Below are 26,671 nucleotides of genomic sequence, written 5' to 3' on the forward strand. Positions count from 1 at the left end.
TGGGGAGAAGGAGGGAGCCTTCATGGACCAGACCCGCAAGATGTGGGCATCCGCGGCCGTCGTCGGCGTCATCGTCGTCGGGGGCGCCTCAGTCGCGGCGGCCGCCTCGGCGGGCAAGCTCGACCAGGTCGCGAGGGAGACCCGAGCCGTGGTGGAGAAGGCGTCACCGTCCGGTCAGCCGCAGGAGGGGCAGGTTCCGGCCCCGGGGACCACGTCGGACGACGACATCGTGGTCTCCACCGAGGTCAACCCCGATCCCCGCGAGGTCCTCGAGTACTGGACGGACGAGCGGATGGAAGACGCCCAGCCCATGCCGATGCCCGAGGTGACACCGGGCCAGTTCGAGGTCGGACCTGGACAGGTCGAGGTCGGCCCCGGCCAGGTGGAGCAGGGCCAGGTTGAGCAGGGCCAGGTGGAGCAGGGGCAGGCCCCGCCGGAATAGTTCGACTGCCAGGTCGGTTGGGCATATGGGGCGATCCGCCCCCTTTTCCTCCCGCAGGGGCGTACGGGAACAAATGACGGCGATTGGCGTTATTGATACTGGTGCGCCGTGCGGACGTGAAACCGCCCCACCACAACCTGCCTGATCGCTTCCACTCCGTACGGAGGAGGTGTCCTCATGCCCAGAACCGCCGTGGCGACCCCACCCGCAACTCTCGACCAGCTGATTGAACGAGGGCGAGCCCAGGGTCACCTTTCTCTGGCCGAGCTGCGTGACGCGTTCGCCGAGGCCGGCATCAGCCCCTCTGAAGGCCGCACGATCCTGCGTGAACTGTCAGAGGCTGGCGTGAGCCTGGCCGCCGAGGGTGAGCCGTCCCTCACCGCCACTGCCCCGAAGAAGACCCAGACCCAGAAGAAGACGTCCACCGCCAAGAAGACGACCTCGCGGGCAAAGACTACCGGCCGCAAGGCCGACGAGGCAAAAACCTCCGCCTCGGCCGCCGCCAAGGCCGTGACGCCGTCCGAGGCCAAGCCCGAGCACGAGGAGGACGTGCCTGACGACGTCCTGCTGAGCGAGGACGCCGAGCTGGAGAACGAGCCGCTCGACCTGGACGACACGCAGTCCGTCATGGGCGACTCGGTGCACACCTACCTCAAGTCCATCGGCCGCCGCACCCTGCTCACCGCCGCCCAGGAGGTCGAGCTGGCCAGGCGGATCGAGGCCGGCCTGTACGCCGAGTACAAGCTGGAGACCCAGCCCGACCTGCCCCCGTCCGTCCAGGAGGACCTGCACCTGGTCATCGAGGACGGCAGGCAGGCCAAGGACCACATGCTGGAGGCCAACCTGCGGCTCGTGGTCTCGGTGGCCAAGAAGTACACCGACCGCGGGATGTCCCTGCTGGACGTCGTCCAGGAAGGCAACCTGGGGCTGATCAGGGCCGTGGAGAAGTTCGACTACACCAAGGGCTTCAAGTTCTCGACGTACGCCATGTGGTGGATCAGGCAGGCCATCCAGCGCGGCTTCGCCGACTCGGCCCGGACGATCCGGCTGCCCGTGCACGTGCTGGAGATGCTCTCCAAGCTGTCGCGGGTCGAGCGTGACATGCACCAGCGCCTGGGACGCGAGCCCACGCCCGAGGAGCTGGCCGTCGAGCTCGACAAGACGCCGGACCAGATCGAGGAGCTGCTGCGCACCAGCCGCCAGCCGATCTCGCTGAACGCGACGATCGGCGAGGACGGGGAGACCACGATCGGCGACCTCATCGAGGACGTCGACTCCCCCGAGGCGTCGGAGATCGTCGACCGCCAGCTGCTGGGCGACCAGCTCCGGGGCGTGCTCGACAACCTGTCGCCGCGCGAGTCCAAGATCATGGCACTGCGCTTCGGCCTGGTGGACGGCAAGCCGCACACGCTGGACGAGATCGGCAAGCACCTGGGGCTGACCCGGGAGCGGATCCGCCAGCTGGAGAAGGAGTCGCTGTCCAAGCTGCGTCACCCGAGCAACACCCGCCCGCTGCTCGACTGGGCCAGCTGAACGTGAAAGCCCCGGCACCGCGTGGTGCCGGGGCTTTTTTCGTGTCCGATCCGCGGCTCAGGCGGTGGCGGGCAGCGGGCGCGGGACCCGCGGGATGCCCCACATCCGGTTGTCCTCGCGCAGCGTGCGCAGGCGCTCCACCTCGGACGTCCACATGGCCCCCGCGGGCGTGGCCTTGGCCTTGCGCCGCGCGATCCGGTCATCGTAGGCCTTCACCCCGAACGTGGCCCGCTGCCCCGCCTCGGCGGCCCTGAGCGCCTCCGTGAGCGCCTTGTCGAACGCCCGCCCGGCGGCGAGCAGCTCGATCTCGTCGGCCGCGGCGGCACGCAGCTCGCGCAGCGTCTGCTCGGCCTGCCTGGCCTTCTCGAGCAACTCGGGGAAGCTCTTGGAGATCTCCTGGTCCGCGTGGTAGCGGACCTCTGCCTCCCGGCTCACCCGCGGACGGAAAAACGCCATCGACCCGGCCCCTTCACAAGCTGTCGGTACTCGTTCAACCGCCAAGAGTACGCCGTCCCGCGACACGGGCGGAAATCGCCCCGGAGCGAGCGCCTTTACATAGTAAGATGATCTCCATGCCCGCCAAGAGACCGCCCGTGCCCCTGTCCCGCGAGCGCATCATCGAGGCCGCGCTGCACATCGCCGACAGCCAGGGCCTGCGCCGCCTGACCATGCGCCGGCTGGGCGATGCCCTGCAGGTCGAGGCCATGGCCATCTACCACCACCTGCCGCGCGGCAAGGAGGCGCTGATGGACGCGCTGGCCGAGCACGTCACGGCCGTACAGGTGGAGCAGGGCCCCACCTGGCAGGAGACGGCCAAGGCGTGGTGCCGGGCCAGCAGGGAGCTGCTGCGCGACCATCCGGGCGTGCTGGCGCTGGCGCTGACCAAGCCGCCCAAGGGCGCCACCGCCCTGGCCATCAGGGAGCAGGTCGAGCAGCTCTCCGACGGGGGCCTGGAGGGCGCCGCCGAGGCCGTACGCGCGCTGCGGGCCTTCGTGTTCGGCAGCGTGGCGGTCGAGGTGCAACATTCGGGATGGGCCGACCCGGAAGTTGATGAATGGGTCAGGCGGGACGAAAGAGCGGATGTGGACTTCGAGCGCGGACTCGACGCTCTTCTCAAGGGATTGCAAACGTGATGCGCGTGTCGCGCTTGGACCGTTATCCTGCATAAGGCACGCTGTGTCGAAGGTCACACGATCCAGGGATCCTCCTGTAACAGTCCGAACGGGCTATGTCGGAACGAGTGACACACGTCGCACACTTGCCAGCACAACTACCCGAGCCGGCTCCCGCCCCTCCAGAACGGGAGCATCCCACGAGATATCGGAGGCACGCCGATGTGCCCGCACGACCCGGCCTGTCCGGATGCCGAGGCGCCAGACCGCGAGGCGGCACGCACCCTCGCCTGCCACCCCGAGCAGGGGTGGAGTTTGCTCTGCAACGGAGTCGTCCTGTTCGAGGACACCGGTGAGCTCCTGCCCAGCGGCACCGCCATCGCACCGCACCGGCCCGTGGTCGGCGCCGCCTGACCGCCGCCCGCGTTCCTGCGCGGGGCCGTCCGGTCACGCGTAGCGCATGATCCATCCGGCGACGACCTCGCCCACTCTGGCGGGGTCGCGCTTCAGGTCGTGGTTCTCCCCCCGCAGCACCACCAGCTCCGCGGCGTCCGCCGCGTCGGGGATCCCGAACGGGTCCCGATCCCCGTTGACGACCAGCACGTCCACCCCGGCCCCGCGCAGCTCCTCGGCCCTGGAACGCTCCGGCCGCCCCGGCGGGTGCAGCGGGAAGGCCAGCGCCACCACCGCCGCCGCGCCGACCGCCCTGGCCGTACGGCACGCCACCCGCGCCCCGTTGCTCCGCCCGCCCTGCACGAGGGGCAGCCCGGACCGGCCCGCGCGCACCTCCCGCAGCACGATCTCCCAGGCCTCGTCCTGCTTGACCGGCGAGCCGGGCGCCCGCGCCCCCGCCACCCTGAACGCCTGCGTCACCCTGGCCACGCTGGCCCCGGCCGCGAGCGCGGCGTCGCGGACCGCCAGCAGGTCGGGAGCCTCCACTCCCCCGGCCGATCCGTGGGTCAGCACCAGCAGCAGCCGCGGGTCCGCGGCCTCGTCGAACTCGACCAGCGCCGGCCCTCTCGGCGTCATCACCTGCATGGCAGCACCGTACCTGGGGAGGATCGGCCCCTAGCCCTCAGGGCGGATGACGGCGCGCCGCGCGGCGAGGATGATTTTCCTATGCCAGACAAACGCCTCCGGGATGATCTGCAGGCCACGCTCGACGCGCGCCGCGACCTCGGGCCGGAGTACGAGACCGCGCTCGTCGACTCGTTCGTGGAACGCCTCGACGCCACGATCGCCGCGCGCGTGCGGGCCGAGCTGGACCATGCGGACCCCGTGCGGGTCAAGCGCCGTCACCCGACCGCGCCCATGGTCCCGATCGTGCTGGGCTCGCTGGGCATCGGCGTGCCGCTGACGGCCATCGCGGCCAGCGCGGGCGGCGAGGGGCTGTTCGTCGCGTGGCTGTCGATCGTGCTGATCAACGTGGCCGCCGCCGTCGCGATCATGCGCAGGTCCTGAGCCCCCGGCTCAGGCGTCGCGGTGGTAGCGCAGGCGCACCTCGGCGGCCAGCGTCTCGTCCTCGTGCTCCAGCCCGTACGACCAGACGCGTCCGGCGTCCTCGGCGCGCCCGCGCAGCGGCAGCGTGCGGGCCAGCAGCTCGATCGCCAGCGCGCTGGTCCCCGCGTCGGCCCCGCCCTCGACGCTCTCGGCGAACTCGGCGCAGGCCAGCTCCAGATGCGCGATGCCGAGCTGGACCCGCAGCCCCGGCACCTCGTCCCCGGGGGCGAACTCCAGGGCGTCCAGGAGCACCTCGGCCGCCGCGCCGGGCTCGGCGTGGTCCATCATCAGCTCCGCCAGCTCGGCGGCGGCCTGCGCCCCGATCCGTTCCTCACCGCCGTGCGCGCCGGTCTCCATCGCGGCGCGGAACTCCTTCTCCGCCTCCTCCAGGTGCTCGGCCCGCGTGGCCAGCCGGGCCAGCGCCAGGTGGGCCAGCGGCACGTACGCGGCCGTCCCGACCCCCAGCACGGCCTGCCAGGCGCCCCTGGCCTGCTCCTCGCGGCCCTCCCGCTCGAACCCCTGCGCCAGGTGGCAGGCGGCCTGGGCGGCGTACTCGGGGTGGCCGGTGGCCAGCGCGGTCCTGGCCGCGGCCCTGGCGCCCTCGACGTCGCCACTCTGTTCGAGCACCACGGCGAGGCCGACCGCGGCCTGCGCCCTGTCGGGCCCGTCGGGGTCCGCCGCCAGCTCGCCGAGTATGCGGGCGGCGGCGTCGAGGTCACCGCGCTCGGCCAGCAGGCGGGCGGTGTCGAGGGGCGGGGTCTCCAGCTCTGAGGACGTCAAGAGAGCTCCTTGGGGCGGCGGTCGCACCGAGCCTAACGACTAACGGCGATCATGTCTGCTCACTTGACACCGAAGGACTGGCCCGCACCAGGCCCCCGATCGCCGTGCCCGCCCGGACCTGCCCGAACACGTTCCAGGACAAGCCCGGCGAAGCGGGGCGCGATGCCGCGCCCCGCGCGTGTCGGCCTCAGTCCTCGTACGCCTCCAGGGGCGGGCACGAGCACACCAGGTTGCGGTCGCCGTAGGCCTGGTCGATGCGGCGCACCGGCACCCAGTACTTGCCGTCACGCAGCGACGGCAGCGGGTAGGCGGCCTCCGAGCGGCTGTACGGGTGCGGCCACTCGTCGGCGGTGACGGCCTCGGCCGTGTGCGGCGCGTTGCGCAGCGGGTTGTCCGTCTTGTCGTAGTCGCCGGAGGCCACCTTGGCGATCTCGCCGCGGATGGCGATCATGGCGTCGACGAACCGGTCGAGCTCGTTCAGGTCCTCGCTCTCGGTCGGCTCGATCATCAGGGTGCCGGCCACGGGGAACGACATGGTCGGCGCGTGGAAGCCGTAGTCGATGAGGCGCTTGGCCACGTCGTCCACGGTGACGCCGGTCTCCTTGGTGATCTGCCGCAGGTCGACGATGCACTCGTGCGCCACCAGGCCGCCGCGGCCCGTGTAGAGCACGGGATAGTGCGGGGCCAGGCGCCTGGCCAGGTAGTTGGCCGACAGGATGGCCTGCTCGGTGGCCGCCGTGAGGCCGTCGGCGCCCATCATCCTGACGTACGCCCACGAGATCGGCAGGATGCCCGCCGAGCCGTACGGGGCGGCCGAGACGGGGCCGACCGGGGTGCCGTTGTGGAGCGGGTGGCCGGGCAGGTAGCCGGCCAGGTGGGCGCGGACCGCGACCGGGCCGACGCCGGGGCCGCCGCCGCCGTGCGGGATGCAGAACGTCTTGTGCAGGTTCAGGTGGGACACGTCGGCGCCGAACTCGCCCGGCTTGGCCAGCCCGACCAGGGCGTTGAGGTTGGCGCCGTCCACGTACACCTGGCCGCCGGCCTCGTGCACCTTGGCGCACACCTCGGTGATCGTCTCCTCGTACACGCCGTGCGTGGACGGGTACGTCACCATGATCGCCGCCAGCGCGTCGCGGTGCTTGTCGATCTTGGCGTCCAGGTCGGCCAGGTCCACGTTGCCGTCGCTGTCGCAGGCCACGACCACGACCCGCATGCCGGCCATGATGGCGCTGGCGGCGTTCGTGCCGTGGGCGGAGGACGGGATGAGGCACACGTCGCGCTCGCCGTGGCCGTTGGCGCGGTGGTAGGCGCGGATGGCCAGCAGCCCGGCGAACTCGCCCTGCGAGCCGGCGTTCGGCTGGATGGAGACGGCGTCGTAGCCGGTCACCTCGGCCAGCCAGCCCTCCAGCGTGCCGATCAGCTCGCGGTAGCCCTCGGACTGGTCGTCCGGCGCGTACGGGTGGATCGCGGCGAACTCGGGCCAGGTGATCGGCTCCATCTCGGTGGTCGCGTTCAGCTTCATCGTGCACGAGCCGAGCGGGATCATCGAGCGGTCCAGCGCGATGTCCTTGTCCTGCAGCTTGCGCAGGTAGCGCAGCATCGCGGTCTCGGAGCGGTGGCTGTGGAAGACCGGGTGGGTCAGGTACGGGCTCTCGCGCAGCAGGTCGGCGGGCAGCGCGTCGGGGGCGTCCTCGGGGGCCACCGCGGCGCTCACGCCGAACGCCGCCCACACCTGGGCCAGCTCGGCGGCGCCGGTCTTCTCGTCGCAGGCCACGGAGACGTGGTCGGCGTCCACCTGCCAGAGGTTGACGCCCCGCTCGGCCGCGGCGGCCACGACGGCGGCGGCCCTGCCGGGCACGCGGGCCAGCACCGTGTCGAAGAACTCGCCGTGCACGATCTCCACGCCGCCGCCGCGCAGCCCCTCGGCCAGGGCGGTGGCGTGGCGGTGCACGCGGTGGCCGATGCCGCGCAGGCCCTCGGGGCCGTGGTAGACGGCGTACATGCCGGCGATGACGGCGAGCAGCACCTGGGCGGTGCAGATGTTGCTGGTGGCCTTCTCGCGGCGGATGTGCTGCTCGCGGGTCTGCAGGGCCAGGCGGTAGGCGGGGTCGCCGTCGGCGTCCACGGACACGCCGACGAGCCGTCCGGGAAGCTGCCGCTGCAGGCCCTCGCGTACGGACATGTACGCGGCGTGCGGCCCGCCGAACCCGAACGGCACCCCGAACCGCTGCGAGGACCCGATCGCGATGTCGGCGCCCAGCTCTCCGGGCGCGGCGACCAGCGTCAGCGCCAGCAGGTCGGCGGCGGCCACGACGAGCGCGCCCGCCTCGTGCGCGGCGGCGGCCACGGCGCGGAAGTCACGCAGCCGCCCGGACGCGCCCGGATACTGCACGAGCAGCCCGAAGCACTCGGGCAGCTCGCCGTCCAGGTCGTGCTCGACCAGCGTGATGCCGAGCGGCTCCGCCCTGGTGGCCAGCACGGCCTTGGTCTGGGGCAGCGCGTCGGCGTCCACCACGAACACGTCGCTCTTCGACTTGCCCGCCCTGCGGGCCAGCGTCATGGCCTCGGCCGCGGCGGTGCCCTCGTCCAGCAGCGACGCGCCCGCGACGGGCAGGCCGGTGAGGTCGGAGACGACCGTCTGGAAGTTCAGCAGCGCCTCCAGGCGGCCCTGCGAGATCTCCGGCTGGTACGGGGTGTAGGCGGTGTACCAGCCCGGGTTCTCCAGCAGGTTGCGGCGGATGACGCCGGGCGTGACGGTGTCGTAGTAGCCCAGGCCGATCATGGAGGTGAGCACCCGGTTACGCCCGGCCAGCGCGCGCAGCTCGGCGATGGCCTCGGCCTCGCCGATCGCGGCGGGCAGCTTGAGCCTGTCCTTGGCTCTGATCGCCTCGGGAACGGCCACCGCGACCAGGTCCGCGACGGATTCGAAGCCCACGGCCTCGAGCATGCGCAGCTGCTCGGGCTCCGAGGGGCCGATATGCCTGGACGAGAACGGCGGAGCTGACAGATCGGTCATGGGGTGTGCCTCCCGAGGCGTATGGAGACCGGCGCCAGGGCGCGGACGAGTGCCGGGTCTCCCCCTCTGTCAGCGCGGCCCCGCGATGTGCGGCGGCGCCACGACCTGAGAGCTTCACCCCCGGTGGGGCTTGCACCGTCGGTGAGGCGCGCCTGGCGGGCGCGCCTGCTTTCCAGAGTTGCCTCACCCGAGCGGTACTGGATGCCTGAGAGATTCCGGGGAGGGTTGCTCCTTCGGCGCCCCGGGACCAGGTGCCCGGGGACTCTCCCGCACGGGGTCGTCAGCCTTACTGTCCTAGATTACTACGGTAGGCCCCGATAACCGCTCACCGGACCACGCGTGCCCTCTCCTGGCCGGATCTCAGCCGGTACGGCGGGCGCGGCGCCTGCGGGCCAGTTCGTCAGCGGGATGGTCGGCCGGGACGGTGTCCTCGACCGCCGCGCGTTCCCCCGGCAGCTCCGCGAGGGAGCCCTCGACCTCTCGCCAGACCCGCCCGAGCGCGATGCCGAACACGCCCTGGCCGCCCTGGAGCAGGTCGATCACCTCGTCGGCCGAGGTGCACTCGTAGACGCTGACACCGTCGCTCATGAGCGTGATCTGCGCGAGGTCGGCGACCCCGCGGTCACGCAGGTGCTGCACCGCCGTGCGGATCTGCTGCAGCGACACCCCGGTGTCGAGGAGCCGCTTGACGACCTTGAGCACCAGGATGTCGCGGAAGCTGTAGAGCCGCTGGGAGCCCGAGCCGTGCGCGGCCCTTATCGTCGGCTCGACCAGGCCCGTGCGCGCCCAGTAGTCCAGCTGCCTGTAGGTGATGCCGGCCGCGGCGCAGGCCGTCGGCCCGCGGTATCCGATGTCGCCCGGCAGCGCCGTCGGCTGCTCGTCGAAGAGCAGACCCTGCTCCCCGGCACGCTGCCGCGCGCTCTCGCGCCGCACCGGATCTTCCTGGCCGGCCGTCTTTCCCTCGCCGCTGCTGACCGCCACGCGGACCTCCGGCTTTCTCTCATCCCGTGGCCTGATCTGGGGGTTCGTAAAGGGCGACCACGGGTTTCACTTGCACCGTAGGACCGTGACCATGCTCAGTCAACGATCCGGCTCGGCGCGTCGTGAAGCGTAAATGCACTGAAATACCTACCCCGCCCTGCCGAAGTCCTCGGGAGTGATCGTGTCAAGGAACTCCCTGAACTTCTCCACCTCGTCCTCCTGGTCGTCCGGGATGATCACCCCGGCCTCCTGGACGACCTCCTCGCTGGCGAAGATGCGGGCCCCGGTGCGCAGGGCGAGCGCGATCGAGTCGGACGGCCGCGCGCTCACCTCCACACCGTTGGAGAACACCAGATCGGCGAAGAAGATGCCGTCGCGCAGCGCGACGATGTTGACCGCACGCAGGCCGACACCCAGGGCGCTCAGCACGTCGCGGAAGAGGTCATGGGTGAGCGGCCGCGGCGGAGGCTCCTCCGCCTGGGCCAGCGCGATGGCCGTGGCTTCGGGCATGCCAATCCATATAGGAAGGAACCGCTCCCCGTGTGCCTCCTTGAGCAAGACGATCGGCTGATTAGTGGGCATTTCAACTCGAACGCCCACGACCTCCATCTGCAACACGGGCTGCTCCGTATTCCTGACCGGTCACCCGGCACAGCTCTTCGATCATCGCTTCTGCTGACTTGGCTTCGCAATTCAACGTAACACCCAGCGGGCCTGGAATGTGCCCTCGCCTCCCAGCTCGCTACGGCCTCAGCGGCCCAGGACCGATCGCACGCCCGTGCGCACAAGGGATGCGTGCAGGTCGAGCAGCAGCGCGGAAAGCTCCCTGGCGACCTCGTCGGCCTCACCGATGGCTCCCGGGCGGCGCCGCTTGAGTATGGGGGCGACCGTCTGCTCGACCAGACCGGCCTCCCGCTCGGCCGCCGCCTTGACCGCCCGCAGGTGCCGGGCGTGCAGCCCGAACCGGGCCAGCGCGCCCACGGTGCGGGCCACCTTGAGCGCCTCCTCGTCGTAGCGCCTGGCCACGGCGGCCAGCAGGCCGTAGTCCTCGAGCTCGGTGAGGGTCTCCTCGTCGATGCCGGCGGCCTCGAGCAGCTCGGCCCGGCTGAGCCTGGTCTCCTGGGCCTGCTGCAGGGCGCGCGGCCGGCCGAAGCTCTCGGCCATCCTGTCCTTGATCACCCGCAGCGGCAGGTAGTGGTCACGCTGCTCGGTGAGGATGAAGCGCAGCTGCTCCACGTGCAGGTGGGTGAACTTACGGTAGCCGGACGGGCTGCGCTCGGGCTCGATCAGCCCCTCGCCCTCCAAGAACCTGATCTTGGAGATCGTCACGTCGGGGAACTCGCCCTGCAGGAGCGCGAGCACCTCCCCGATGCTCATGTGGGAGCGTGCCGCCTGAGAGCTCATCCGGCCTCCCGCGAACGGCCGCCCGTCATCTTGAGTCGCCCACTGCGCCCGCTCATGCGCCGGAGTTGCCCCGCATCAGGAAGAGAAGGCGGAACTTGCCGATCTGCACCTCGTCTCCGGAGTGCAAAGGAACCTCCTCGATCCGCTCCCGGTTGACGTAGGTGCCGTTGAGGCTGCCCACGTCGCGCACGGAGAACTGGCCGCCGCGGTGGCGGTAGAACTCGACGTGGCGGCGGGAGACGGTGATGTCGTCGAGGAAGATGTCGCTCTCCGGGTGGCGCCCGGTGGTGGTCAGGTCCTTGTCGAGCCGGAAACGACTGCCCTGGTTGGGCCCCCTGGTCACGGTGAGCAACGCCGCGCCTGGCGGCAGCTGCTCGACCAGCGCCCGCTCGGCCAGGAGCATGTCGCCTGTCTCAGCCTCGTACGCCTCGATTCCCGCGACGGAGATCGTCGATGTGGTATCCCCGGAGACCTCGGGTCTGGTCAGCGGTGACCCACAGCGGGAACAGAAACGGGCATCCTCGGGGTTGGCGTGCCCGCACTGCGTGCAGTAGACGCTCGGCATCGATCGGCTCGGCCTCCTACCGCGAAGACGCGGCGACGGTGCTCAGGGCGCGCCTCGCTTCGCTTTTTCAAGTTTGCGAATGCCGCAACTTACGCTGATCAGCGGCAAAGGTCAAGGCGGGGCGCTGCACGTTGGGTTTGGACGCAGACAAAGGTACCGCCGCCCCCGCCCCGTGGTCCATGCCGCCGCGCGTTTCTACATCACGATCTTGCGGCACTCCCTGGGCACATCTTCGGCAAAGCCTTTTCGATCACAGCGTGTGACGCTATCACCCCGCGGCCTGTTCCACGATCCGGGCCCAGCGTTCGATGAGGGCCTGGGCGCCGTCCACGTCCCCCGCCTCGGCCCACAGGTCGGTGACGGGCTCGGCGGCGGCGGGCAGCACCAGCACCCAGCTCCCGTCGCCGCGGGTCACGCGCACGCCGTCCGTGGTGTCGACGCGCAGCCCCTGGTCCCCGGGCTGGGCCTCGGCCTCGGCCGCCTCGATGACCGAGCGCATCACGGCGCCCTTGGCCGCCCAGGGCGTGGGCACGGTGCGCTTGAGCAGCTTGACCTCGGGGATCCTGGCGTCGATCTGGCTGAGCGACAGCCGGGTGCGGGCGACCAGGCCGAGCAGGCGGATGAACGCGGCCAGCCCGTCGATCGCGGGGCTGAACTCCGGCACGACGAAGCCGCCGCGCCCGTCGGCCGCGAAGATCATGTCGGGCCCGGCGGCGGCCGAGGTGAGGGCGTCCTGCGCGGTGGAGGTCCACTGCACCTGCACGCCGTGGAAGCGGCACACCTGCTCGGCGACCCGGGTCGTGGTGACCGGCAGCGCCACCTGCCCGCCCCTGCGCTCGGCGGCGACCAGGTCGAGCACGACGAGCAGCGCCCGTTCCTCGCTGATGAGCTGGCCCTTCTCGTCCACCAGGGCGATGCGCTCGCCGACCGGGTCGAACCGCACGCCGAACGCCGCCCGCGAGCTGCTGACCAGCTCCGACAGGCGTTGCAGGTCGCGGCGGCGCTCGGCGAGCGTCTCGGTGGGCGAGACGTCGTCGAGTCGGGCGTTGACGGTGAGCACCTCGACGCCGACCCGGCCGAGCAGGGTGGGCAGCACCAGCGAGGAGGTGCCGCCCGCGCAGTCCACGACGACCTTCATGTCCCGTACGCCGCTGACCCCGACGTTGCGCAGCAGCTCGTGGGTGTAGTCCTCGAAGGCCCTGGCCGGGTAGGCGAGCTCGGCGATCTCGCCGGGGAACGCGCGGCGGAACTCCTGGCGGGAGAAGACCCGCTCCAGCTTGCGCTGCGCGGCCGGCGGCAGGTCGGCGCCGCGGTCGTCCATGATGACGATGTCCACGCTCTGCGGGTCGCCGGGGGTGGTGCGCAGCGCGATGCCGCCGGCGGCCGACTCGCGGGCGGTGTGGAAGCGGGTGACGGGCAGCGGGGCGGCCTCGAGGTCGAGCACGTTGATGGCGCCGGCGGTGAGCGCGCCGATGACGGCCCGCTTGAGCGCCCTGGCGGCCAGGGAGCAGTCGCGGGAGGCGACGACGTACTCGCCCTTCCTGAGGGTGGTGGCGTACGCGCTGGCCAGACGCACGCACAGCTCGGCGGTGATCTCGACGTTGACCAGGCCGCTGACGCCGCGCGGGCCGAACAGGTTGCGCTGCCCGCGCGACTCCCAGATGACGCTGGTGTTGACGACCGCGCCGGCCTCGATGGTCTTGAACGGGTAGACCCTGACGCCGCTGGAGACGTACGCCTCGGCCTCGATGACGCATTCGTCGCCGATGACGGCGTTCTCCTCGATGCGGGCGCCGGCCATCACGTCGGTGCTCTTGCCGATCACGCAGCCGCGCAGGTGGGCGCCGGGGCCGAGGTAGACGTTGTCGTGGACGACCGCGCGGTGCAGGAACGCGCCCTCGCGGACGACCGCGTTGTTGCCGAGCACGGTGTACTCGCGCAGCTCGGCGCCCGCCTCCACCTTGGCGTATTCGCCGATGAGCAGCGGGCCCTTGAGCACGGCGTCGGGGTCCACCGAGGCCGAGTCCGCCACCCAGACGCCCGGGGAGAGCTCGAAGCCGCCGAGGTCCAGCTCGACCTTGCCGGACAGGGCGTCGGCCTGGGCCTTGAGGTAGCTGTCGTGGGTGCCGACGTCCTCCCAGTAGCCGTCGGCGACGTAGCCGTAGATGGCGGCGCCGCGCTCCAGGAGGGCGGGGAACACGTCGGAGGACCAGTCGACGGGCTCGCCGGGCGCGACGGCGTCGAGGACCTCGGGTTCCATGACGTAGATGCCGGTGTTGACGGTGTCGGAGAAGACCTGGCCCCAGGTGGGTTTCTCCAGGAAGCGCTGTACGCGGCCCTCGTCGTCCACGATGATGATCCCGAATTCGAGCGGGTTCGGGACGCGTTTGAGGCCGATCGTGACAAGGGCGCCATTTTCGCGGTGAAAACGGATCATGTCGGATAAATCGATATCCGTCAGGGCATCTCCGGAGATCACCAGAAATCGATCGTCGCGGAGGCGGTCGGCGGCGTTCTTGACGCTGCCGGCGGTGCCGAGGGGGATGTCCTCGGTGGCGTACTGGAGGCTCATGCCCAGCTCGTCGCCGTCGCCGAAGTAGTTGCGCACGAGCGCGGCCAGGAACTGCAGCGTCACCACCGTCTCGGTGACGCCGTGCCGCTTGAGCAGGCGCAGGACGTGCTCCATGATCGGGCGGTTGGCCACGGGAAGCAGGGGTTTGGGCTGGTTGGCGGTCATGGGACGCAGCCGAGTGCCCTCACCGCCCGCCATGACGACCGCCTTCACCCGATCACCCCTTCTTGGCCGCGGTTACGAGTTGGCGCACCTGTACCACATACAGCACCCCCGCCCACCAGTACAGGCCCGTTCCCCAGAGCGCGAAGGCCCACCCGGCAATCCGGGCTATTTCGGCATACCACCCAGAGTGGGAGGCAAGGAAGAGGAGAGGGAAGGCGTACATGAGGTTGAACATGGCGGCCTTGCCCAGGAAATGCACTTGAAGTGCCTTATAACCGTATTTGCGAAGTACGGGGAAGAAACTCGCGACCAAGAGTTCACGCCCGAGGATGACCACGACCAGCCACCACGGGATGACCTCGCGCAGCAGGAGGGCGAAGATGGTGGCGAAGACGTAGAGCTTGTCCGCCGCCGGGTCGATGAGCCGGCCGAGCCTGCTGGTCTGATTGAACGCCCGGGCGATCTTTCCGTCGAGCCAGTCCGTGAAACCGGCCACCGCGAGAACGCCGATGGCCCAGCCGTCCGCCTGGGGCACGAGAACCAGCCAGAGGAACACGGGGACGCCCAGGAGGCGCAGGAAGCTCAGCAGGTTAGGAACCGTCCAGATCCGGTCCTCGGCGGAAGTTTCGCTCACGCAGCAGACCCTACTGCGTGAACTGCGACGCAGCGCTCGCCCTCCCGCCCCGGCTTCCCCAGGCCACACACCCTCGGGCCGGGGCCCGCTCGCGGACGCGCCGGACCAAGCCCCGACCGGAACCCACGGGGCAGGGCCGGAATCGCGGGGCGGGGGTCGTGGGCACGGGAACGCGGTCGCGCGGAGGTGTGGTCAGGTGCGAAGGAAGGAGTGGGTGCGGCCCACCTCCTCGAAGCCGAGCCGTCCGTAGAAGTGGCGCGGCCAGTCGCCCGCGTCGGCCACCAGGAAGACCAGCTCGGCGCCGGCCGCCTCGGCCAGGAGCGCGTTCATCAGGGCGCGCGCGTACCCCTTGCCCCGGTGCTCCTCGCCGGTGAAGACGCTCTCGATCTGGGCGACCCCGCCGTGCGCGTACAGGTCGGCGCGGGCGGCGATCTCGCCGGACGGGGTGCGTACGCCGCGGAAGCCGACAGTGTCGGCGCCGCGCAGCCGGGACTCGACCCGCCTGGCGAGCCCGTCGATCACCTCGGCGGGAGCCTGCGGCAGCGTACGGCGCCAGTCGCGCCGCAGCACCGGCTCCAGCTCCGCGAGCGTGAGCCGCTCGGCCGGCGGCGGATCGGGCGGGATCTCCCCGCGGAAGGCCATGACGAGGTTCGTCTCGTGCTCGTAGCCGGCGGCGTCGAACGCGGGCGCGCACGCCTCTCCGAGCCGGTCGTCGTCCACGCACACGAGCCGGTGATCGCGCCCCGCCAGCACCTCATCGGCCGCCGCCATCAACCGCCCGGCCAGCCCCTCAGCACCGGCCGCCGTCAGCCGACCTGGCGGTTCGGGATCCCCAGCCTCCGCCAGCCGCCTCACCGCCCCAGGATCGGCAGCCGCCGTCCGCCGCCCCGCCGCCGGATCGGCTGCCGTGACGATCAGCTTGTTGTCGTCGTACGAGCCGGGAAACCGCTCGTCCAGCACCCCGAACCCGCCCTCCACCGGCACCACCACGGGCGCCCTGCGCCGGGCGAAACCCTGGAGGAAGGCGAGGGCCCGGGCCAGGTCCGCCGCCGCACCGCCGCGTTCCAGAGCCGGCCCGCGGGCGAGCTCATCCACGGACGCTCCGCAGGAACTCCTCGATCAGGCGCGAGTCCTTCACGCCGGGCGCGCTCTCCACGCCGCTGGACACGTCGACCCCCCACGGCCCGGCGGCCTCGATCGCCTCGCGTACGTTGCCGGGGGCCAGGCCGCCCGCCAGCATCCACCGCCCGGACGCCCGGCCGCGCACCGCGCCCCAGTCCCACTGCCGGCCCGAGCCCGCGTGGGGCGCGTCCACCAGGAGCAGGTCCTCGTCGAAGGCGCCGCACCGCAGGTCGGCCTGGGCGTCGACGGCCCTGATGAGGGTGACGCCGAGGTCCTTGAGCGCGGTGAAGTCGCCGTGCGGGTGCGTGCCGTGGAGCTGGACGGCGCGCACGCCGGACGCCAGCGCCGCCGCGCGGACCGTCTCCGGGTCCTCGCCGCGGAAGACGCCGACGGTGAGCACGTGCGCGGGCACCTGCGCGGCCAGCGAGGCGGCCCGCTCGGGCGTGATCCGGCGCGGGCTCCTGGTCATGACGAACCCGATCGCGTCGGCCCCGGCCTCGACGGCGGTGGCCACGTGCTCGGGCTCGCTCAGCCCGCAGATCTTCACATACACGCCTCCGACCTTAGCGGCGGCGGGCGGCTGCCGGGGACCACGCCCACACCAGCACGGCGGTGATCAGCCCGAACAGGGTCACCCCGGCCGGCAGGTGCGCCCCGAGCCACAGCCAGGTGACGTGCTGGAGCCCGCCGACCAGGAACAGCGCGACGCTGGCCAGGGCGGGCCAGCCGGCGCCGCGTCCCGGCCGCCAGACGAGGACGGCCAGCACGATCTGGACGAGGGCGACGAGGTGCACGGCCATGCCGGCCAGCAGGTGCGCCTCGATCATCGGCTCCGACTCCACCGCCTGGCCGGCGAACGAGGCGGCCACGAGCAGCGCCGCCGCCTGGGCGGTGACGGCCAGGCGCAGGCTGTAGAGGAGGCCGGAGGAGACCCGGCCCGCCGGGCGGGGCATGGTGACGGTGTCGCGCGTGGCCATGGAAGGGTCCTTTCGACGGAGGTGAAGGACCACATGGTCGCGTCGGGCGCCGCCGGGGGTCGTCAGCCTGCCGGATGACTCACCGGTACGCCCGGCGGCGGACCCCAGCCGCCGCGAGGGCCGGCGTACAGGGAAGGACGCGGACCTCAGGCCGGCGCACGGGCAGGAGGCGGGTCTCAGCCGCCGCGAGGCTGGCGTACGGGCCGGAAGGAGGCGTCGACGAGGCCGGTGCGGTGGGCGACGACGGCGGCCTGGATGCGGTTGCGCAGGCCCAGCTTCTCCATCGCGGCGGCGATGTGCGTCTTGACCGTCGTGACGCCGACGTGCAGCTCCTCGGCGATCTCGGCGTTGGACAGGCCGGTGCCGACCAGGGCCAGCACCTCCAGCTCGCGCTCGGTCAGCCCGGGCGGGGCGGCGGGGGCGGCCTGTTCCTCGGCGGCCAGGAACCGCTCGACGACCCGGCGCAGCACGGAGGGCGCGAGGAGCTGCTCGCCGGCCGCGGCCCTGCGCACGGCGTCGACCATGCGCTCCGGCTCGTCGTCCTTGACCAGGAACCCGACGGCGCCGGCGCGCAGGGCGGCGTAGACGTTGCCGTCCTCGGCGAACGTGGTCAGCACCACGATCCTGGTGCCGGGCCGGGCGGCCAGCACGCGCTTGATCGCCTCCAGGCCGTCGACCCTGGGCATGCGCAGGTCCATGAGGATCACGTCGGGCAGGTGGCGCTCGGCCAGGCGTACGGCCTCGGCGCCGTCCTCCGCCTCGCCCACGACCTCCATGTCGCCCGTGGCCTGCAGCAGCATGCGGACGCCCGCGCGGACGAGCGCCTGGTCGTCGGCCACCAGCACGCGGATCACGCGGCGCTCCCCGGGGACACGCGGGTGTGGGTGGGCAGGTGGGCGGCCAGCAGCCAGCCGCCCTCGCCGTCGGGGCCGGCGCTGAGGGTGCCGCCGAGGGTGCGCACGCGCTCGCGCATGCCGGCCAGGCCGCGCCCGGAGGAGGGCAGCCGCTCGATGGCGGTGGGCGGGCGGCCGTTGCGGATCTCGACGTCCAGTCCCTCCTCGGCGGGCGTCACGGTTACGCGGACCCGGGTGCCGGGGCCTGCGTGCTTGAGCACGTTCGTCAATCCTTCCTGGACGATGCGGGCCGCTGAGGTGCGGGCGATGAGGGGCGCCTGGTCGGTGGCCGGGTCGAGGTCGAGGTCGACGACGAGGCCGGCGGCGGCCATGCGTTCGGCGGACTCGCGTACGACGTCGGCGGGGTTGGCCAGCAGGTCGGGCTGGCGGTCGGGGTCGCGCAGCAGGTCGAGCAGGTCGCGCAGGTCCTGCAGCACCTGGTGGCCGGTCTCGCGGATGTCGTTGAGCGCGTCGGCGACGGGCCCGTCGGGGGCGGCGTAGCGGGCGGCGCTGGCCCGCAGCACCATGGCGCCGACGTGGTGGGCGACGATGTCGTGCACGTCGCGGGCGATGCGCTCGCGTTCGGCGAGCTGGTCGGCGCGCACCTGGGCGACGGCTGCGCGGGCGGCCTCCTCGGCGACCAGCTTCTCGGTGGCGGCGGCCTCCCTGCGCACGCCCAGGTAGCGGCCGATCGCGATGGGCGTGGCGACCAGCGTCATGAGCACCCCCACCCGGAACGGCGTGACCTCGGTGCCGTCGCCGACGACGGCGATCGCGGTGAGCAGGCAGCCGGTCACGTACGCGGCGACCGTCCATGCCCAGGACACCACCCGCATGGCGAACACGCCGATGGCGATGAGGGTGAGGATCACGCACGTGTTGACGGCGGAGTTCAGGTAGGTGTCGGCCGAGACGAGCAGCACGCCCTGCAGCAGGAAGACCAGGCCGGGCAGCCGCCTGGCGATGCCCAGCGACAGGCCGCCGACCACGGCGAGCAGGCCGACCACCCAGACGGGCTGGGTGCCGGAGTGCCAGGTGGTCCACGTGCTGAGCACGGTGATCGCCACGCCGCCCGCCGCGAGCAGCGCGTCGGGGGTGACCTCGCGTTCCTCCAGGCGCTCGGCCGAGCTGCGCAGGTACGAGCCCAGCACGGCGGGGAAGACGGGCAGCAGGACGGAGTACATCCACATGTTGCCGGTGAGCGCGATCCCCGGATCGGCGATGTTGAACGCGGTCGCGAAGATCGCCGCGGCCACGGCGGCGGCGGTGGCGCGCACCGTGGAGCGGTAGCCGGCCACGCCCAGCGACACGCAGAGCAGGATCTGGGCGGTGTTGGAGGTGAACGAGCCGAGCTGGTCGGTGGCGAACAGGGCGGCCGCGAGGTAGAGGCTGACGATCACCGGCCACCGGCGCACGAGCCCCATGGGCAGGCCGACCAGGAGGGCCATGGGGATGTTCAGCTCGGCGGGCAGGTACTCGGTGTCGCCCGCGTGGGCGGTGGTCAGCAGGTCGAGACCCACTCCCGAGGCCGCGAGCAGGACATCCAGCGGCACGCCACGCCAACGCATGCACACACCGTATCCGCCTCGCGGGACAGGCCCGGTCCTCCTGGTGGAGGAGCGCGCCTCCTCCAAGTGGCCGGAGATCCGCCCGGACGGCGGATCGATCAGCCCCCATCAGCGCCTAGGTTCAGTGCATGCCCAACGACACCGCGCTGTTCCTCGGACAGTTCCTGCGCAACCCCGCGGCGATCGGCGCGCTCGCGCCGAGCTCGCGGCGCCTGGCCGCGGCCGTCTGCGCGCCGGTCCCGGAGAGGGGCGAGCCGATCGTCGTCGAGCTCGGGCCGGGCACCGGCCCGTTCACCGCGGAGATCCAGCAGCGGCTGAGCGGGCGCGGCCACCATCTGGCCGTGGAGCTCAACGAGCGGATGGCCCGGCTGCTGGCCGAGCGGTTCCCGTCGGTGGACGTGGCGCACGAGGACGCCACGCGCCTGGGCAAGCTGCTGGCCGATCGCGGGCTGAGAATGGCGGACGTGGTCGTCAGCGGGCTGCCGTGGGCGGCGTTCCCCGACCAGTTGCAGCGCGAGCTGCTCGATGCGGTGACAGGGGCGATGAACCCGGGAGCGGCGTTCACCACGTTCTCCTACATCCACGCCATCCCGCTCAGCTCGGCGCGGCGTTTCCGCGCGCTGCTGGCCGAGCGGTTCGAGGAAGTGGTGCCGGGGCGTACGGTGTGGCGGAACACTCCGCCTGCCTTCGTGTTCCACGCCCGCCGTCCCCGGTGAATCCCGGAGAGGGGCGGGGAGCCCGGCCGCCCGATTGGCGCCGAAATCGGGCGGGCCACGCCATGTAAGCGGGGAGCTGGTTGCTCAACCCCTCGCGGCGCGGGCACTCGGACCGCCCCGCGGCTTTCCCGCGACGCTAGCCGCGCTGAATGACCTCCTCCCCCGGTCGTCGTCCTCCGTGAAGGCCAGCTACCCGAGCCCCGGGGAAGCATTCGTCGCGCCCGGATCCCGGTGCCGCGGAGCCGGGTCAGCCGAAGGCCGGGGGCCGCTTCTCGCGCAGCGCGCGTACGCCCTCGGCCACGTCGGGGCCGGTGAAGCCGAGGAACTCCATGGCGAGGGAGGCGTCGAAGGCAGGGCCGGCCAGGCGTAGCCAGTTGTTGAGCGAGTACTTGGTGAGCCTGATCGCCTCCTGGGCGCCGGCGGCGAGCCTGACGGCGATCTCCATGGCCTTGTCGTGCACCTGGTCGTCGTCCACGCACAGGCTGACCAGCCCCATCCGCTCGGCCTCCGCGCCGGTGACGGGCTCGCACAGCAGCAGGTGGTACTTGGCCTTGGCCAGGCCGCACAGCAGCGGCCAGACGATCGCGGCGTGGTCGCCGGCCGCGACGCCGAGCCTGGTGTGGCCGTCGATGATCCGCGCGGTACGGCCCGCCACGGAGATGTCGGCCAGCAGCGCGACCGCCAGCCCCGCGCCGACGGCCGGGCCCTGGATGGCGGAGACGACCGGCTTGGAGCAGTTGAGTACGTTGTAGACGATGTCGCGGGCCTCGGCGAACACGCGCAGCCTGGTGGCGTGGTCGCGCATCATGTCCTCGATCATGGACAGGTCGCCGCCCGCCGAGAACGCCCGGCCCTCTCCCCTGACCACGATCGCGCGCACGCTCTCGTCGCGGTCGGCGTCGCGCCAGACCTCGCCCAGCTCGCGGTGGGCGGTGGCGTCCACGGCGTTGAGCCTGGCCGGCTCGCTGATCGTGATCCGCAGCACGCCCTCGGCCGGGGTGTCGAGCTTGAGCTTGGTGTAGGCGTCCATCACAGGTGCTCCCGCAGCCGCTCCGCGACGTACTCGCGGGCCTCGATCGCCTGGTCGAACAGGCCGGGCAGGACGTAGAAGGTGTGCACGGCGCCCTCGAACCTGCGCAGGCCGACCGGCACGCCCGCCTCGGCCAGGCGGGCGGCATAGCGCTCGCCCTCGTCCCGGAGCACGTCGCAGCCCGCCGTTACGACGGTGGCGGAGGCCAGGCCGGACACGTCGGGCAGGCGCAGCGGGGACAGCCTCGGGTCGGCCGGGTCGGCGCCGGGCGCGTACTGGCGGGCGAACCAGGCCATCTCCGCGGCGTCCAGGCCGTAGCCCTTGGCGAACTCGGCGTAGCTGGGCGTGTCCATGGCCACGTCGAGCACCGGGTAGACGAGCACCTGGTGGGCCAGGCGCAGGCCGGCGTCGCGGGCCTGCCAGGCGGCCACGGCGGCGAGGTTGCCGCCCGCGCTGTCGCCGCTCACGGCGACGCTGCCGTTGCTCTGGTAGAAGGCGGGCCTGGCGAAGATGTCGCGGACGACCGTCCAGGCGTCGTCGGCGGCGGCGGGGAACGGGTGCTCGGGCGCCAGCCGGTAGTCGACCGAGACGACGACCGCGCCCGTGCGGATGGCCAGGTCGCGGGCGGCCGCGTCGTTGCGCTTGACGCTGCCGAGCACCCAGCCGCCGCCGTGGAAGTAGACCACGACCGGCAGCGGGCCGTCGCCGGGGTCGGCGCGGTAGATGCGGATGGGGACGCCCTCGGCCTCCTCGTCGCGCACGAACGGCAGCTTCGTCAGCGGCCCGCGATGGGCCGCGAAGACGTCCTGGGCGCGCATCTCCCTGATCGCGTCCAGGTCGAGGGCGGCCAGGTCGGCGTTCAGATCCGACGGGTACCGGGCGAGGTACTCCCGCGCCTGGGGGTGCAGCGGCATGATCGCAGCCTAGCGGGCCGCCTCGATGAACGCATCGAAGAGCCGGTTGTCGCCGCTCCTTTCCGGGTGCCACTGGACGCCGACGCCGAACCGGTGTCCCTGCAGCTCGATGCCCTCGACGATCTGGTCCTCGGCCCAGGCCACGGCCAGCAGGCCGGAGCCGAGGCGGCGTACGGACTGGTGGTGCGGGGCGCTGGTCTCGACGCGGTCGCCGACCGCCTTGCCGAGCTTGCTGGAGACGCTGACCTGGATCGTGTGGCCGCCGTCGGGCTCGGCGTGCCGGTCGCTGTCGAGCACGTCGGGCAGCCAGGGGATCAGCGTGCCGCCCTGGGCGACGTTGAGCACGTGCATGCCCCTGGCGATGGCCAGGATGGGCACGTCGGCGCGCACGGCCGCCCTGGCCAGGGCCAGCTCGAACCGGTCGCGGTGCGCCTGCGGCTCGTGGACCCGGCCGTCCTGCTCGCCGCTGTAGGTCTCGGCCCCCAGCTCGACGCCGCCCGCCAGGACGACGCCCTTCAGCCCGCGTACGTAGTCGTCCACGGCGCTGGGGGCCAGGGGCGGCAGCACCACGGGCGCGCCCCCCGCCCGGCCGACCGCCTTGGCGTAGGAGGGCGGGGAGAGCACGGCCTCCCGCACCCAGTCGCCCCAGCGGGCTGCTTCGAAGTAGGCGGTGATACCGATCAGCGGTCGGGACATGCGATCTCCCGGGGGCATGGTGGAGTCGGGCGGCCGTCGGCTTCGGACCCTCGGTGACGACCCCATGCCCCATCATGGCGCACTCCCTTTCCGATATGTCACCCCTCCCAAAGATCCCTTGCCTCCTTGGGCACGGGCTTTCCGGGTTTCGTCCCGTTCCGTCCCCGGGGGTGAGAGCCGCGGGATCAGCGGTTCCCGTCCCCGGGAGTGCGGGGTGCGGGGTCAGGGGAGGCAGGAGGAGCAGCCGCAGCCGCGTCTCCCGGAGCTGGAGCTGGGGCGGCCGAAAAATACGAATTTTATTTATCTTCTCATTCGCCGACCGAAACCGCGCGAAATTGGTGGGAATCGGTTGTGACGCGTCATCAGTGGTGTAAGACTCAATTTCGAGCGCACGGGAATGGCCGGGGAGGGCCCCGCGCTCACGACCCGGACTGTCAGGGAGGTGCAGGTCGAGGCCGGAAGGTGTTTCCGGCCAAAGGTGGGGCTGGATAAATGTCGCTGAATCCGCGTCTGGTCAAGGAGAGTTTCTCCGTCGTCGAGCCCATGGCCGACAAGGCCACGGCCTACTTCTACGGCCGCTTGTTCGCCGAGAATCCACAGTTACGAGGCATGTTCCCGCCCGCCATGGACGTCCAGCGGGACCGGTTGTTCGGGGCGCTGACCCGGATCGTATGGAGCCTGGACAGCCCCGACAGCCTGGCGGCCTTCCTCGGGCAGCTCGGCCGGGACCACCGCAAGTACGGCGTGATCGCGGAGCACTACACGGCCGTGGGCAACGCCCTGCTCGCCACGATCCGCCGGTTCGCGGCCGACATCTGGAACCACGAGATCGAGGCGGCGTGGGTGTCGGCGTACACGGCGGCGGCCAACCTCATGATCGAGTCGGCCGAGTCGGACTCGGGGGTCTCCCCCGCCTGGTGGCTGGCCGAGGTCATCGACCACGAGCTGCGCCACCGGGACATCGCGGTGCTCACCCTGCGGCCGACGCAGCGCCTGCCGTTCACGCCGGGCCAGTACGTCAACGTGCAGACGGCGCGCTGGCCGCGCGTGTGGCGCACGTTCTCCATCGCGAACGCGCCGCGCCCGGACAACACGATCAGGCTGCACGTGCGCTCGGTGCCCGGCGGCTGGGTCTCGACCACGCTGACCGCCCACACGCGCGTCGGCGACACGCTCATGCTGGGCCCGCCGATGGGCACGATGGCGCCGCGCGAGCACAGCGTGCGCGACATGCTGTGCGTGGCCGGCGGCACCGGCCTGGCGCCGCTGAAGGCGATCATCGAGTCCGTCATCGCCTCCGGCCGCCGCCCCAACATCCACCTCCTGTACGGCGCCCGCACGGCCGACGAGCTGTACGACCTGCCGGACCTGATCAGGATGGAGTCGTCGTTCCCCTGGCTGAGGGTGCTGCCGGTGGTGTCGGACCAGCCCTCCTACGACGGCATGCGCGGCAGCCTGCCCGAGGTGACGCGGCGCTTCCACTCGTGGGCCGAGCACGACGTGTACGTGTGCGGCCCGGCCTCCATGGTCAACGAGACCGTACGCCGCCTGCAGATCGACGGCGTGCCGCTGGCGCGGATCCACCGGGACGTCCTGCACGGCGAACACTGACGAGCCGATCGGGAGGTGTTGACAGCGGGCGCTGGACGGTGCCAAGTGGATGTTGACACGCCATGTGAGGTGAACCGTGCCATCGCCCGCCCGGCGCCGAGTGATCGGCGGACTCGTCACCGCGACCCTGCTGTTATCCCCGTCCCTCGCCGTAGCGGCGGACACGGCCTCGGAGGAGGCCGTCCCGCTGACCGAGCTGGCCTCCGACGCGTACGCCAACAGCACCGGCCAGTACGGCACCTCGGCCGGGCCCGACACCTACCAGTGGGGCTCGACGATCGTGACCGCCCAGCAGGCGGGCCGCTTCCATGACGGAGGCGCGTCCGGCATCACGTTCGCGACGTCCGCCGACAACGGCGCCACCTGGACGAAGGGCACGCTGCCCGCGATCACGGTGTTCGGCGGCGGCCCGTACGCGCGGGTCAGCGACCCGTCGGTGGCCTTCGACGCCGCGCACGGCGCCTGGCTGATCACCTCGCTCGCGCTCACCGACGCGGGCGGGGTGACCGGGGCGGCGGTGCTGACCAGCCGCTCCACCGACGGCGGCCTGACCTGGAGCACGCCGGTCACCACCGCCACCGGCGGCGACCTGGACAAGAGCTGGGCCGTCTGCGACAACGGCGCGGAGAGCGCGTTCCGCGGCACCTGCTACGCCGTGTTCGACGACCACGCCGCGAGCAACACGATCAAGGTCGCCCGGTCGGCGGACGGCGGCCTGACCTGGGCCGTGACCGCGACCTCCGCCCACGGCCTGGGCGGGCAGCCGGTGGTGCGGCCGGACGGCGCCGTGGTGGTGCCGTACCTGAGCGACGACGGCGAGATCCGCTCCTTCCGCTCCCGCGACGGCGGCGCGAGCTGGGGCGAGAGCACGCTGGTCTCCCAGGTGCAGCGGCACACGGTCGCGGGCGGGCTGCGGGCCGCGCCGCTCCCGTCGGCGGAGGTGGACGCGGCCGGCACCGTGTACGTCGTCTGGCAGGACTGCCGCTTCCAGGTGCGGTGCGCGGGCAACGACATCGTGCTGACCTCGTCGGCCAACGGCACCACGTGGGGCGAGGTGCTCAGGGTCACCGAGGACGGCGGCGACCACTTCATCCCGGGGCTCGGCGTGGACCGCGAGAGCTCGGGCGGCGACTCGGGCAAGGGAGCGCGGCTCGCGCTGGCCTACTACCGCTACCCCGACGCCGCCTGCGCGCCCGCCGCCTGCCGGCTCACGGTCGCCTACACCTCCTCCACGAACGGCGGCGCGAGCTGGTCGCCGCCGATGGAGCTGCACGCGGGCATGCCGCTGGACTGGCTGGCCGGCAGCACGCAGGGCCGCACGGTGGGCGACTACATCTCCACCTCGGTCGTGCCGGGCGGCGGCGCGTTCCCGGCGTTCGCGGTGGCGGGGGCGCCGGCGGGCGGGGCGTTCAACGTACGGACGCACACGGTCACGGGCGGCTTACCGATCACGGGCGGGGAGCCGCCCACGATCGCCATCGAGGCGGCCGTCGCCAGCGGCGAACCCCCGGCGGGAGCCCTCGCGACCGCCCGCTGAGCGACCTCACGACCGCCCGCTTGCTGACCGCCTCGCGACCGCCCGCTGACGGCCTGCCGGCGACGTCAGGTCTGGCCGGGGTTGCGGAACGCGGCGGCGGTCTCCTCGTCGCTCGGCCAGAACGTCTCGATGGCCAGCTCGGACACCGTCACGTCCACCGGCGTGCCGAACGTCGCGATCGTGGTGAACATCGACAGCACCCGGTCCCCGGCCGCGATCCGCAGCGGCACCAGGATGTCGGCGGGCCCGGGCACGTGCGCCACGTTCAGGTCCACCCCCGGATAGGTGTAGGAGGCCAGCTCGTCGTGCAGCTCGGCGAGCAGCCCGTTGCCGGACATCTCCGCCTGCCTGCGGAGCTGGTGCAGCAGGTGGGCCCGCACCTCGGCCAGGTTCAGCAGCCGCCCGCCCATCGCCTGCGGGTGCAGCGACAGCCGCATCACGTTGACCGGCTCCCGCAGCAGCTCCTCGGGCACCCCCTCCATGAACATCGCCGCCGCCGCGTTCGCCGCCACCAGGTTCCACGTCGCGTCCACCACGACCGCCGGGTACGGCTCGTGCCCGGCCAGGATCTTGTCCAGCGCCTGCCGGACCACCTCCATCTCCGGGGCGCGCACCTCCCGCTCGGGGTAGACGGGCGCGAACCCGGCCGCCACCAGCAACCTGTTGCGGTGCCGCAACGGCACCTCCAGCTCCTCGGCCAGCTTCATCACCATCTCGCGGCTCGGGCGGGCGCGGCCCGTCTCCAGGAAACTGATGTGCCGCGCCGACACGTCGGCCTCGATGGCCAGGTCGAGCTGGCTCACCCGCCTGCGCTGGCGCCACGACCGCAGCAACTCACCGAAAGAATCCTCATGTACGGCAACGGCTCCCATGCCGGACACGGTATCGGGGAGCAGGGAAGGG

Annotated in this window: 27 protein-coding genes and 1 riboswitch; of the genes, 8 read left to right on the forward strand and 19 right to left on the reverse strand. The window is 72.0% G+C overall.

Going from position 1 to position 26,671, the window contains the following annotated elements:
* The first annotated feature begins 22 nt into the window (after positions 1 to 22).
* Positions 23 to 442: a hypothetical protein gene (locus tag HD593_RS33400; RefSeq protein ID WP_185105933.1), complete on the forward strand. Its 420-nt coding sequence runs from the start codon at positions 23 to 25 to the stop codon at positions 440 to 442.
* A gap of 177 nt (positions 443 to 619) precedes the next feature.
* On the forward strand, positions 620 to 1,975 hold the full coding sequence (locus HD593_RS33405; protein WP_185105934.1) for an RNA polymerase sigma factor: 1,356 nt from the start codon (positions 620 to 622) through the stop codon (positions 1,973 to 1,975).
* A gap of 57 nt (positions 1,976 to 2,032) precedes the next feature.
* Here the strand turns inward: HD593_RS33405 and HD593_RS33410 are convergent, their stop codons facing one another.
* Positions 2,033 to 2,431, reverse strand: a complete 399-nt coding sequence (locus HD593_RS33410) for a hypothetical protein (RefSeq protein WP_185105935.1) — start codon at positions 2,429 to 2,431, stop codon at positions 2,033 to 2,035.
* Positions 2,432 to 2,547: 116 nt separating this feature from the next.
* Between HD593_RS33410 and HD593_RS33415 the strand changes: the two genes are divergently transcribed.
* Positions 2,548 to 3,108, forward strand: coding sequence for a TetR/AcrR family transcriptional regulator C-terminal domain-containing protein (locus tag HD593_RS33415; RefSeq protein ID WP_185105936.1), 561 nt, complete (start codon positions 2,548 to 2,550; stop codon positions 3,106 to 3,108).
* Positions 3,109 to 3,309: 201 nt separating this feature from the next.
* Entirely contained in the window at positions 3,310 to 3,501 is a 192-nt protein-coding gene (locus HD593_RS33420) for a DUF5999 family protein (RefSeq protein WP_080040273.1), read from the forward strand.
* Positions 3,502 to 3,534: 33 nt separating this feature from the next.
* Here HD593_RS33420 and HD593_RS33425 read toward each other — a convergent pair whose 3' ends face one another.
* Complete coding sequence (locus tag HD593_RS33425; protein WP_185105937.1) at positions 3,535 to 4,125, reverse strand: alpha/beta hydrolase family protein; 591 nt, start codon at positions 4,123 to 4,125, stop codon at positions 3,535 to 3,537.
* Positions 4,126 to 4,206: 81 nt separating this feature from the next.
* On the opposite strand from HD593_RS33425, the gene HD593_RS33430 reads away from it, so the two are divergent.
* Positions 4,207 to 4,548, forward strand: a complete 342-nt coding sequence (locus tag HD593_RS33430; protein ID WP_185105938.1) for a hypothetical protein — start codon at positions 4,207 to 4,209, stop codon at positions 4,546 to 4,548.
* A 9-nt stretch (positions 4,549 to 4,557) separates the two neighbouring features.
* Here the strand turns inward: HD593_RS33430 and HD593_RS33435 are convergent, their stop codons facing one another.
* From HD593_RS33435 to HD593_RS33495, 13 genes are all read right to left on the reverse strand, one after another.
* On the reverse strand, positions 4,558 to 5,367 hold the full coding sequence (locus tag HD593_RS33435; protein ID WP_185105939.1) for a hypothetical protein: 810 nt from the start codon (positions 5,365 to 5,367) through the stop codon (positions 4,558 to 4,560).
* Between the two features lie 187 nt (positions 5,368 to 5,554).
* On the reverse strand, positions 5,555 to 8,383 hold the full coding sequence (gene gcvP / locus HD593_RS33440) for an aminomethyl-transferring glycine dehydrogenase (RefSeq protein ID WP_185105940.1): 2,829 nt from the start codon (positions 8,381 to 8,383) through the stop codon (positions 5,555 to 5,557).
* Between the two features lie 182 nt (positions 8,384 to 8,565).
* Positions 8,566 to 8,663, reverse strand: a riboswitch (glycine riboswitch).
* An 80-nt stretch (positions 8,664 to 8,743) separates the two neighbouring features.
* On the reverse strand, positions 8,744 to 9,364 hold the full coding sequence (locus tag HD593_RS33445; protein ID WP_148432158.1) for a MerR family transcriptional regulator: 621 nt from the start codon (positions 9,362 to 9,364) through the stop codon (positions 8,744 to 8,746).
* A 147-nt stretch (positions 9,365 to 9,511) separates the two neighbouring features.
* Positions 9,512 to 9,982 carry a bifunctional nuclease family protein gene (locus HD593_RS33450; RefSeq protein ID WP_185105941.1) on the reverse strand — a complete coding sequence of 157 codons (471 nt, stop codon included), beginning with the start codon at positions 9,980 to 9,982 and terminating at the stop codon, positions 9,512 to 9,514.
* A 132-nt stretch (positions 9,983 to 10,114) separates the two neighbouring features.
* Positions 10,115 to 10,768, reverse strand: coding sequence for a transcriptional regulator FtsR (gene ftsR, locus HD593_RS33455; protein ID WP_221525123.1), 654 nt, complete (start codon positions 10,766 to 10,768; stop codon positions 10,115 to 10,117).
* A gap of 52 nt (positions 10,769 to 10,820) precedes the next feature.
* Positions 10,821 to 11,333, reverse strand: coding sequence for an FHA domain-containing protein (locus HD593_RS33460; RefSeq protein ID WP_185105942.1), 513 nt, complete (start codon positions 11,331 to 11,333; stop codon positions 10,821 to 10,823).
* A gap of 268 nt (positions 11,334 to 11,601) precedes the next feature.
* Positions 11,602 to 14,118: a mannose-1-phosphate guanyltransferase gene (locus HD593_RS33465; RefSeq protein ID WP_185105943.1), complete on the reverse strand. Its 2,517-nt coding sequence runs from the start codon at positions 14,116 to 14,118 to the stop codon at positions 11,602 to 11,604.
* Between the two features lie 4 nt (positions 14,119 to 14,122).
* Complete coding sequence (gene clsA, locus HD593_RS33470) at positions 14,123 to 14,704, reverse strand: cardiolipin synthase ClsA (protein WP_185105944.1); 582 nt, start codon at positions 14,702 to 14,704, stop codon at positions 14,123 to 14,125.
* A gap of 192 nt (positions 14,705 to 14,896) precedes the next feature.
* The gene (locus HD593_RS64595) at positions 14,897 to 15,799 is read right to left on the reverse strand and encodes a GNAT family N-acetyltransferase (RefSeq protein ID WP_185105945.1); all 903 of its coding nucleotides are present in this window, start codon (positions 15,797 to 15,799) and stop codon (positions 14,897 to 14,899) included.
* Positions 15,792 to 16,379, reverse strand: coding sequence for a phosphoribosylanthranilate isomerase (locus HD593_RS33480; RefSeq protein WP_185105946.1), 588 nt, complete (start codon positions 16,377 to 16,379; stop codon positions 15,792 to 15,794). Before HD593_RS33480 ends, HD593_RS64595 begins: the two co-directional genes overlap by 8 nt.
* Positions 16,380 to 16,389: 10 nt before the next feature.
* A complete protein-coding gene (locus HD593_RS33485; protein WP_246546836.1) occupies positions 16,390 to 16,803 on the reverse strand; it encodes a hypothetical protein in 414 nt (137 codons plus the stop codon).
* A gap of 176 nt (positions 16,804 to 16,979) precedes the next feature.
* The gene (locus HD593_RS33490) at positions 16,980 to 17,657 is read right to left on the reverse strand and encodes a response regulator (protein WP_080040284.1); all 678 of its coding nucleotides are present in this window, start codon (positions 17,655 to 17,657) and stop codon (positions 16,980 to 16,982) included.
* Positions 17,654 to 19,264: a sensor histidine kinase gene (locus HD593_RS33495; RefSeq protein ID WP_246546838.1), complete on the reverse strand. Its 1,611-nt coding sequence runs from the start codon at positions 19,262 to 19,264 to the stop codon at positions 17,654 to 17,656. Before HD593_RS33495 ends, HD593_RS33490 begins: the two co-directional genes overlap by 4 nt.
* 128 nt (positions 19,265 to 19,392) lie before the next feature.
* Here HD593_RS33495 and HD593_RS33500 point away from each other — a divergent pair, with 128 nt between their 5' ends.
* Positions 19,393 to 19,980, forward strand: a complete 588-nt coding sequence (locus HD593_RS33500) for a class I SAM-dependent methyltransferase (RefSeq protein ID WP_185105947.1) — start codon at positions 19,393 to 19,395, stop codon at positions 19,978 to 19,980.
* Between the two features lie 247 nt (positions 19,981 to 20,227).
* On the opposite strand, the gene HD593_RS33505 is transcribed toward HD593_RS33500, so the two are convergent.
* Genes HD593_RS33505 through HD593_RS33515 form a run of 3 tightly spaced genes read right to left on the reverse strand, consistent with a single transcriptional unit; the run spans position 20,228 to position 22,620 of the window.
* Positions 20,228 to 21,010: an enoyl-CoA hydratase/isomerase family protein gene (locus HD593_RS33505; protein ID WP_185105948.1), complete on the reverse strand. Its 783-nt coding sequence runs from the start codon at positions 21,008 to 21,010 to the stop codon at positions 20,228 to 20,230.
* Positions 21,010 to 21,924 (reverse strand): alpha/beta hydrolase, encoded by a 915-nt coding sequence (locus HD593_RS33510; RefSeq protein WP_185105949.1) that lies wholly within the window; start codon positions 21,922 to 21,924, stop codon positions 21,010 to 21,012. The genes HD593_RS33505 and HD593_RS33510 overlap by 1 nt, the downstream gene beginning before the upstream one ends.
* Positions 21,925 to 21,933: 9 nt before the next feature.
* Positions 21,934 to 22,620, reverse strand: coding sequence for a gamma-glutamyl-gamma-aminobutyrate hydrolase family protein (locus HD593_RS33515; RefSeq protein WP_185105950.1), 687 nt, complete (start codon positions 22,618 to 22,620; stop codon positions 21,934 to 21,936).
* A gap of 492 nt (positions 22,621 to 23,112) precedes the next feature.
* On the opposite strand from HD593_RS33515, the gene HD593_RS33520 reads away from it, so the two are divergent.
* Positions 23,113 to 24,231, forward strand: coding sequence for a globin domain-containing protein (locus HD593_RS33520; RefSeq protein WP_185105951.1), 1,119 nt, complete (start codon positions 23,113 to 23,115; stop codon positions 24,229 to 24,231).
* Positions 24,232 to 24,307: 76 nt separating this feature from the next.
* Complete coding sequence (locus HD593_RS33525) at positions 24,308 to 25,768, forward strand: sialidase family protein (RefSeq protein ID WP_185105952.1); 1,461 nt, start codon at positions 24,308 to 24,310, stop codon at positions 25,766 to 25,768.
* 65 nt (positions 25,769 to 25,833) lie between these two features.
* Here the strand turns inward: HD593_RS33525 and HD593_RS33530 are convergent, their stop codons facing one another.
* Positions 25,834 to 26,640 (reverse strand): helix-turn-helix domain-containing protein, encoded by an 807-nt coding sequence (locus tag HD593_RS33530; protein ID WP_185105953.1) that lies wholly within the window; start codon positions 26,638 to 26,640, stop codon positions 25,834 to 25,836.
* Between the last annotated feature and the right edge of the window lie 31 nt (positions 26,641 to 26,671).

Source organism: Nonomuraea rubra (assembly GCF_014207985.1).
Taxonomy (GTDB): domain Bacteria; phylum Actinomycetota; class Actinomycetes; order Streptosporangiales; family Streptosporangiaceae; genus Nonomuraea; species Nonomuraea rubra.

Bases quoted from the DNA above. Each gene is read 5' to 3' on its own strand.
- HD593_RS33400 (WP_185105933.1), top strand. From the start codon at position 23: ATGGACCAGACCCGCAAGATGTGGGCATCCGCGGCCGTCGTCGGCGTC.
- HD593_RS33405 (WP_185105934.1), top strand. From the start codon at position 620: ATGCCCAGAACCGCCGTGGCGACCCCACCCGCAACTCTCGACCAGCTG.
- HD593_RS33410 (WP_185105935.1), bottom strand. From the start codon at position 2,431: ATGGCGTTTTTCCGTCCGCGGGTGAGCCGGGAGGCAGAGGTCCGCTAC.
- HD593_RS33415 (WP_185105936.1), top strand. From the start codon at position 2,548: ATGCCCGCCAAGAGACCGCCCGTGCCCCTGTCCCGCGAGCGCATCATC.
- HD593_RS33420 (WP_080040273.1), top strand. From the start codon at position 3,310: ATGTGCCCGCACGACCCGGCCTGTCCGGATGCCGAGGCGCCAGACCGC.
- HD593_RS33425 (WP_185105937.1), bottom strand. From the start codon at position 4,125: ATGCAGGTGATGACGCCGAGAGGGCCGGCGCTGGTCGAGTTCGACGAG.
- HD593_RS33430 (WP_185105938.1), top strand. From the start codon at position 4,207: ATGCCAGACAAACGCCTCCGGGATGATCTGCAGGCCACGCTCGACGCG.
- gcvP (WP_185105940.1), bottom strand. From the start codon at position 8,383: ATGACCGATCTGTCAGCTCCGCCGTTCTCGTCCAGGCATATCGGCCCC.
- ftsR (WP_221525123.1), bottom strand. From the start codon at position 10,768: ATGAGCTCTCAGGCGGCACGCTCCCACATGAGCATCGGGGAGGTGCTC.
- HD593_RS33460 (WP_185105942.1), bottom strand. From the start codon at position 11,333: ATGCCGAGCGTCTACTGCACGCAGTGCGGGCACGCCAACCCCGAGGAT.
- HD593_RS33485 (WP_246546836.1), bottom strand. From the start codon at position 16,803: ATGGCCACGCGCGACACCGTCACCATGCCCCGCCCGGCGGGCCGGGTC.
- HD593_RS33495 (WP_246546838.1), bottom strand. From the start codon at position 19,264: ATGCGTTGGCGTGGCGTGCCGCTGGATGTCCTGCTCGCGGCCTCGGGA.
- HD593_RS33500 (WP_185105947.1), top strand. From the start codon at position 19,393: ATGCCCAACGACACCGCGCTGTTCCTCGGACAGTTCCTGCGCAACCCC.
- HD593_RS33505 (WP_185105948.1), bottom strand. From the start codon at position 21,010: ATGGACGCCTACACCAAGCTCAAGCTCGACACCCCGGCCGAGGGCGTG.
- HD593_RS33510 (WP_185105949.1), bottom strand. From the start codon at position 21,924: ATGCCGCTGCACCCCCAGGCGCGGGAGTACCTCGCCCGGTACCCGTCG.
- HD593_RS33515 (WP_185105950.1), bottom strand. From the start codon at position 22,620: ATGTCCCGACCGCTGATCGGTATCACCGCCTACTTCGAAGCAGCCCGC.
- HD593_RS33520 (WP_185105951.1), top strand. From the start codon at position 23,113: ATGTCGCTGAATCCGCGTCTGGTCAAGGAGAGTTTCTCCGTCGTCGAG.
- HD593_RS33530 (WP_185105953.1), bottom strand. From the start codon at position 26,640: ATGGGAGCCGTTGCCGTACATGAGGATTCTTTCGGTGAGTTGCTGCGG.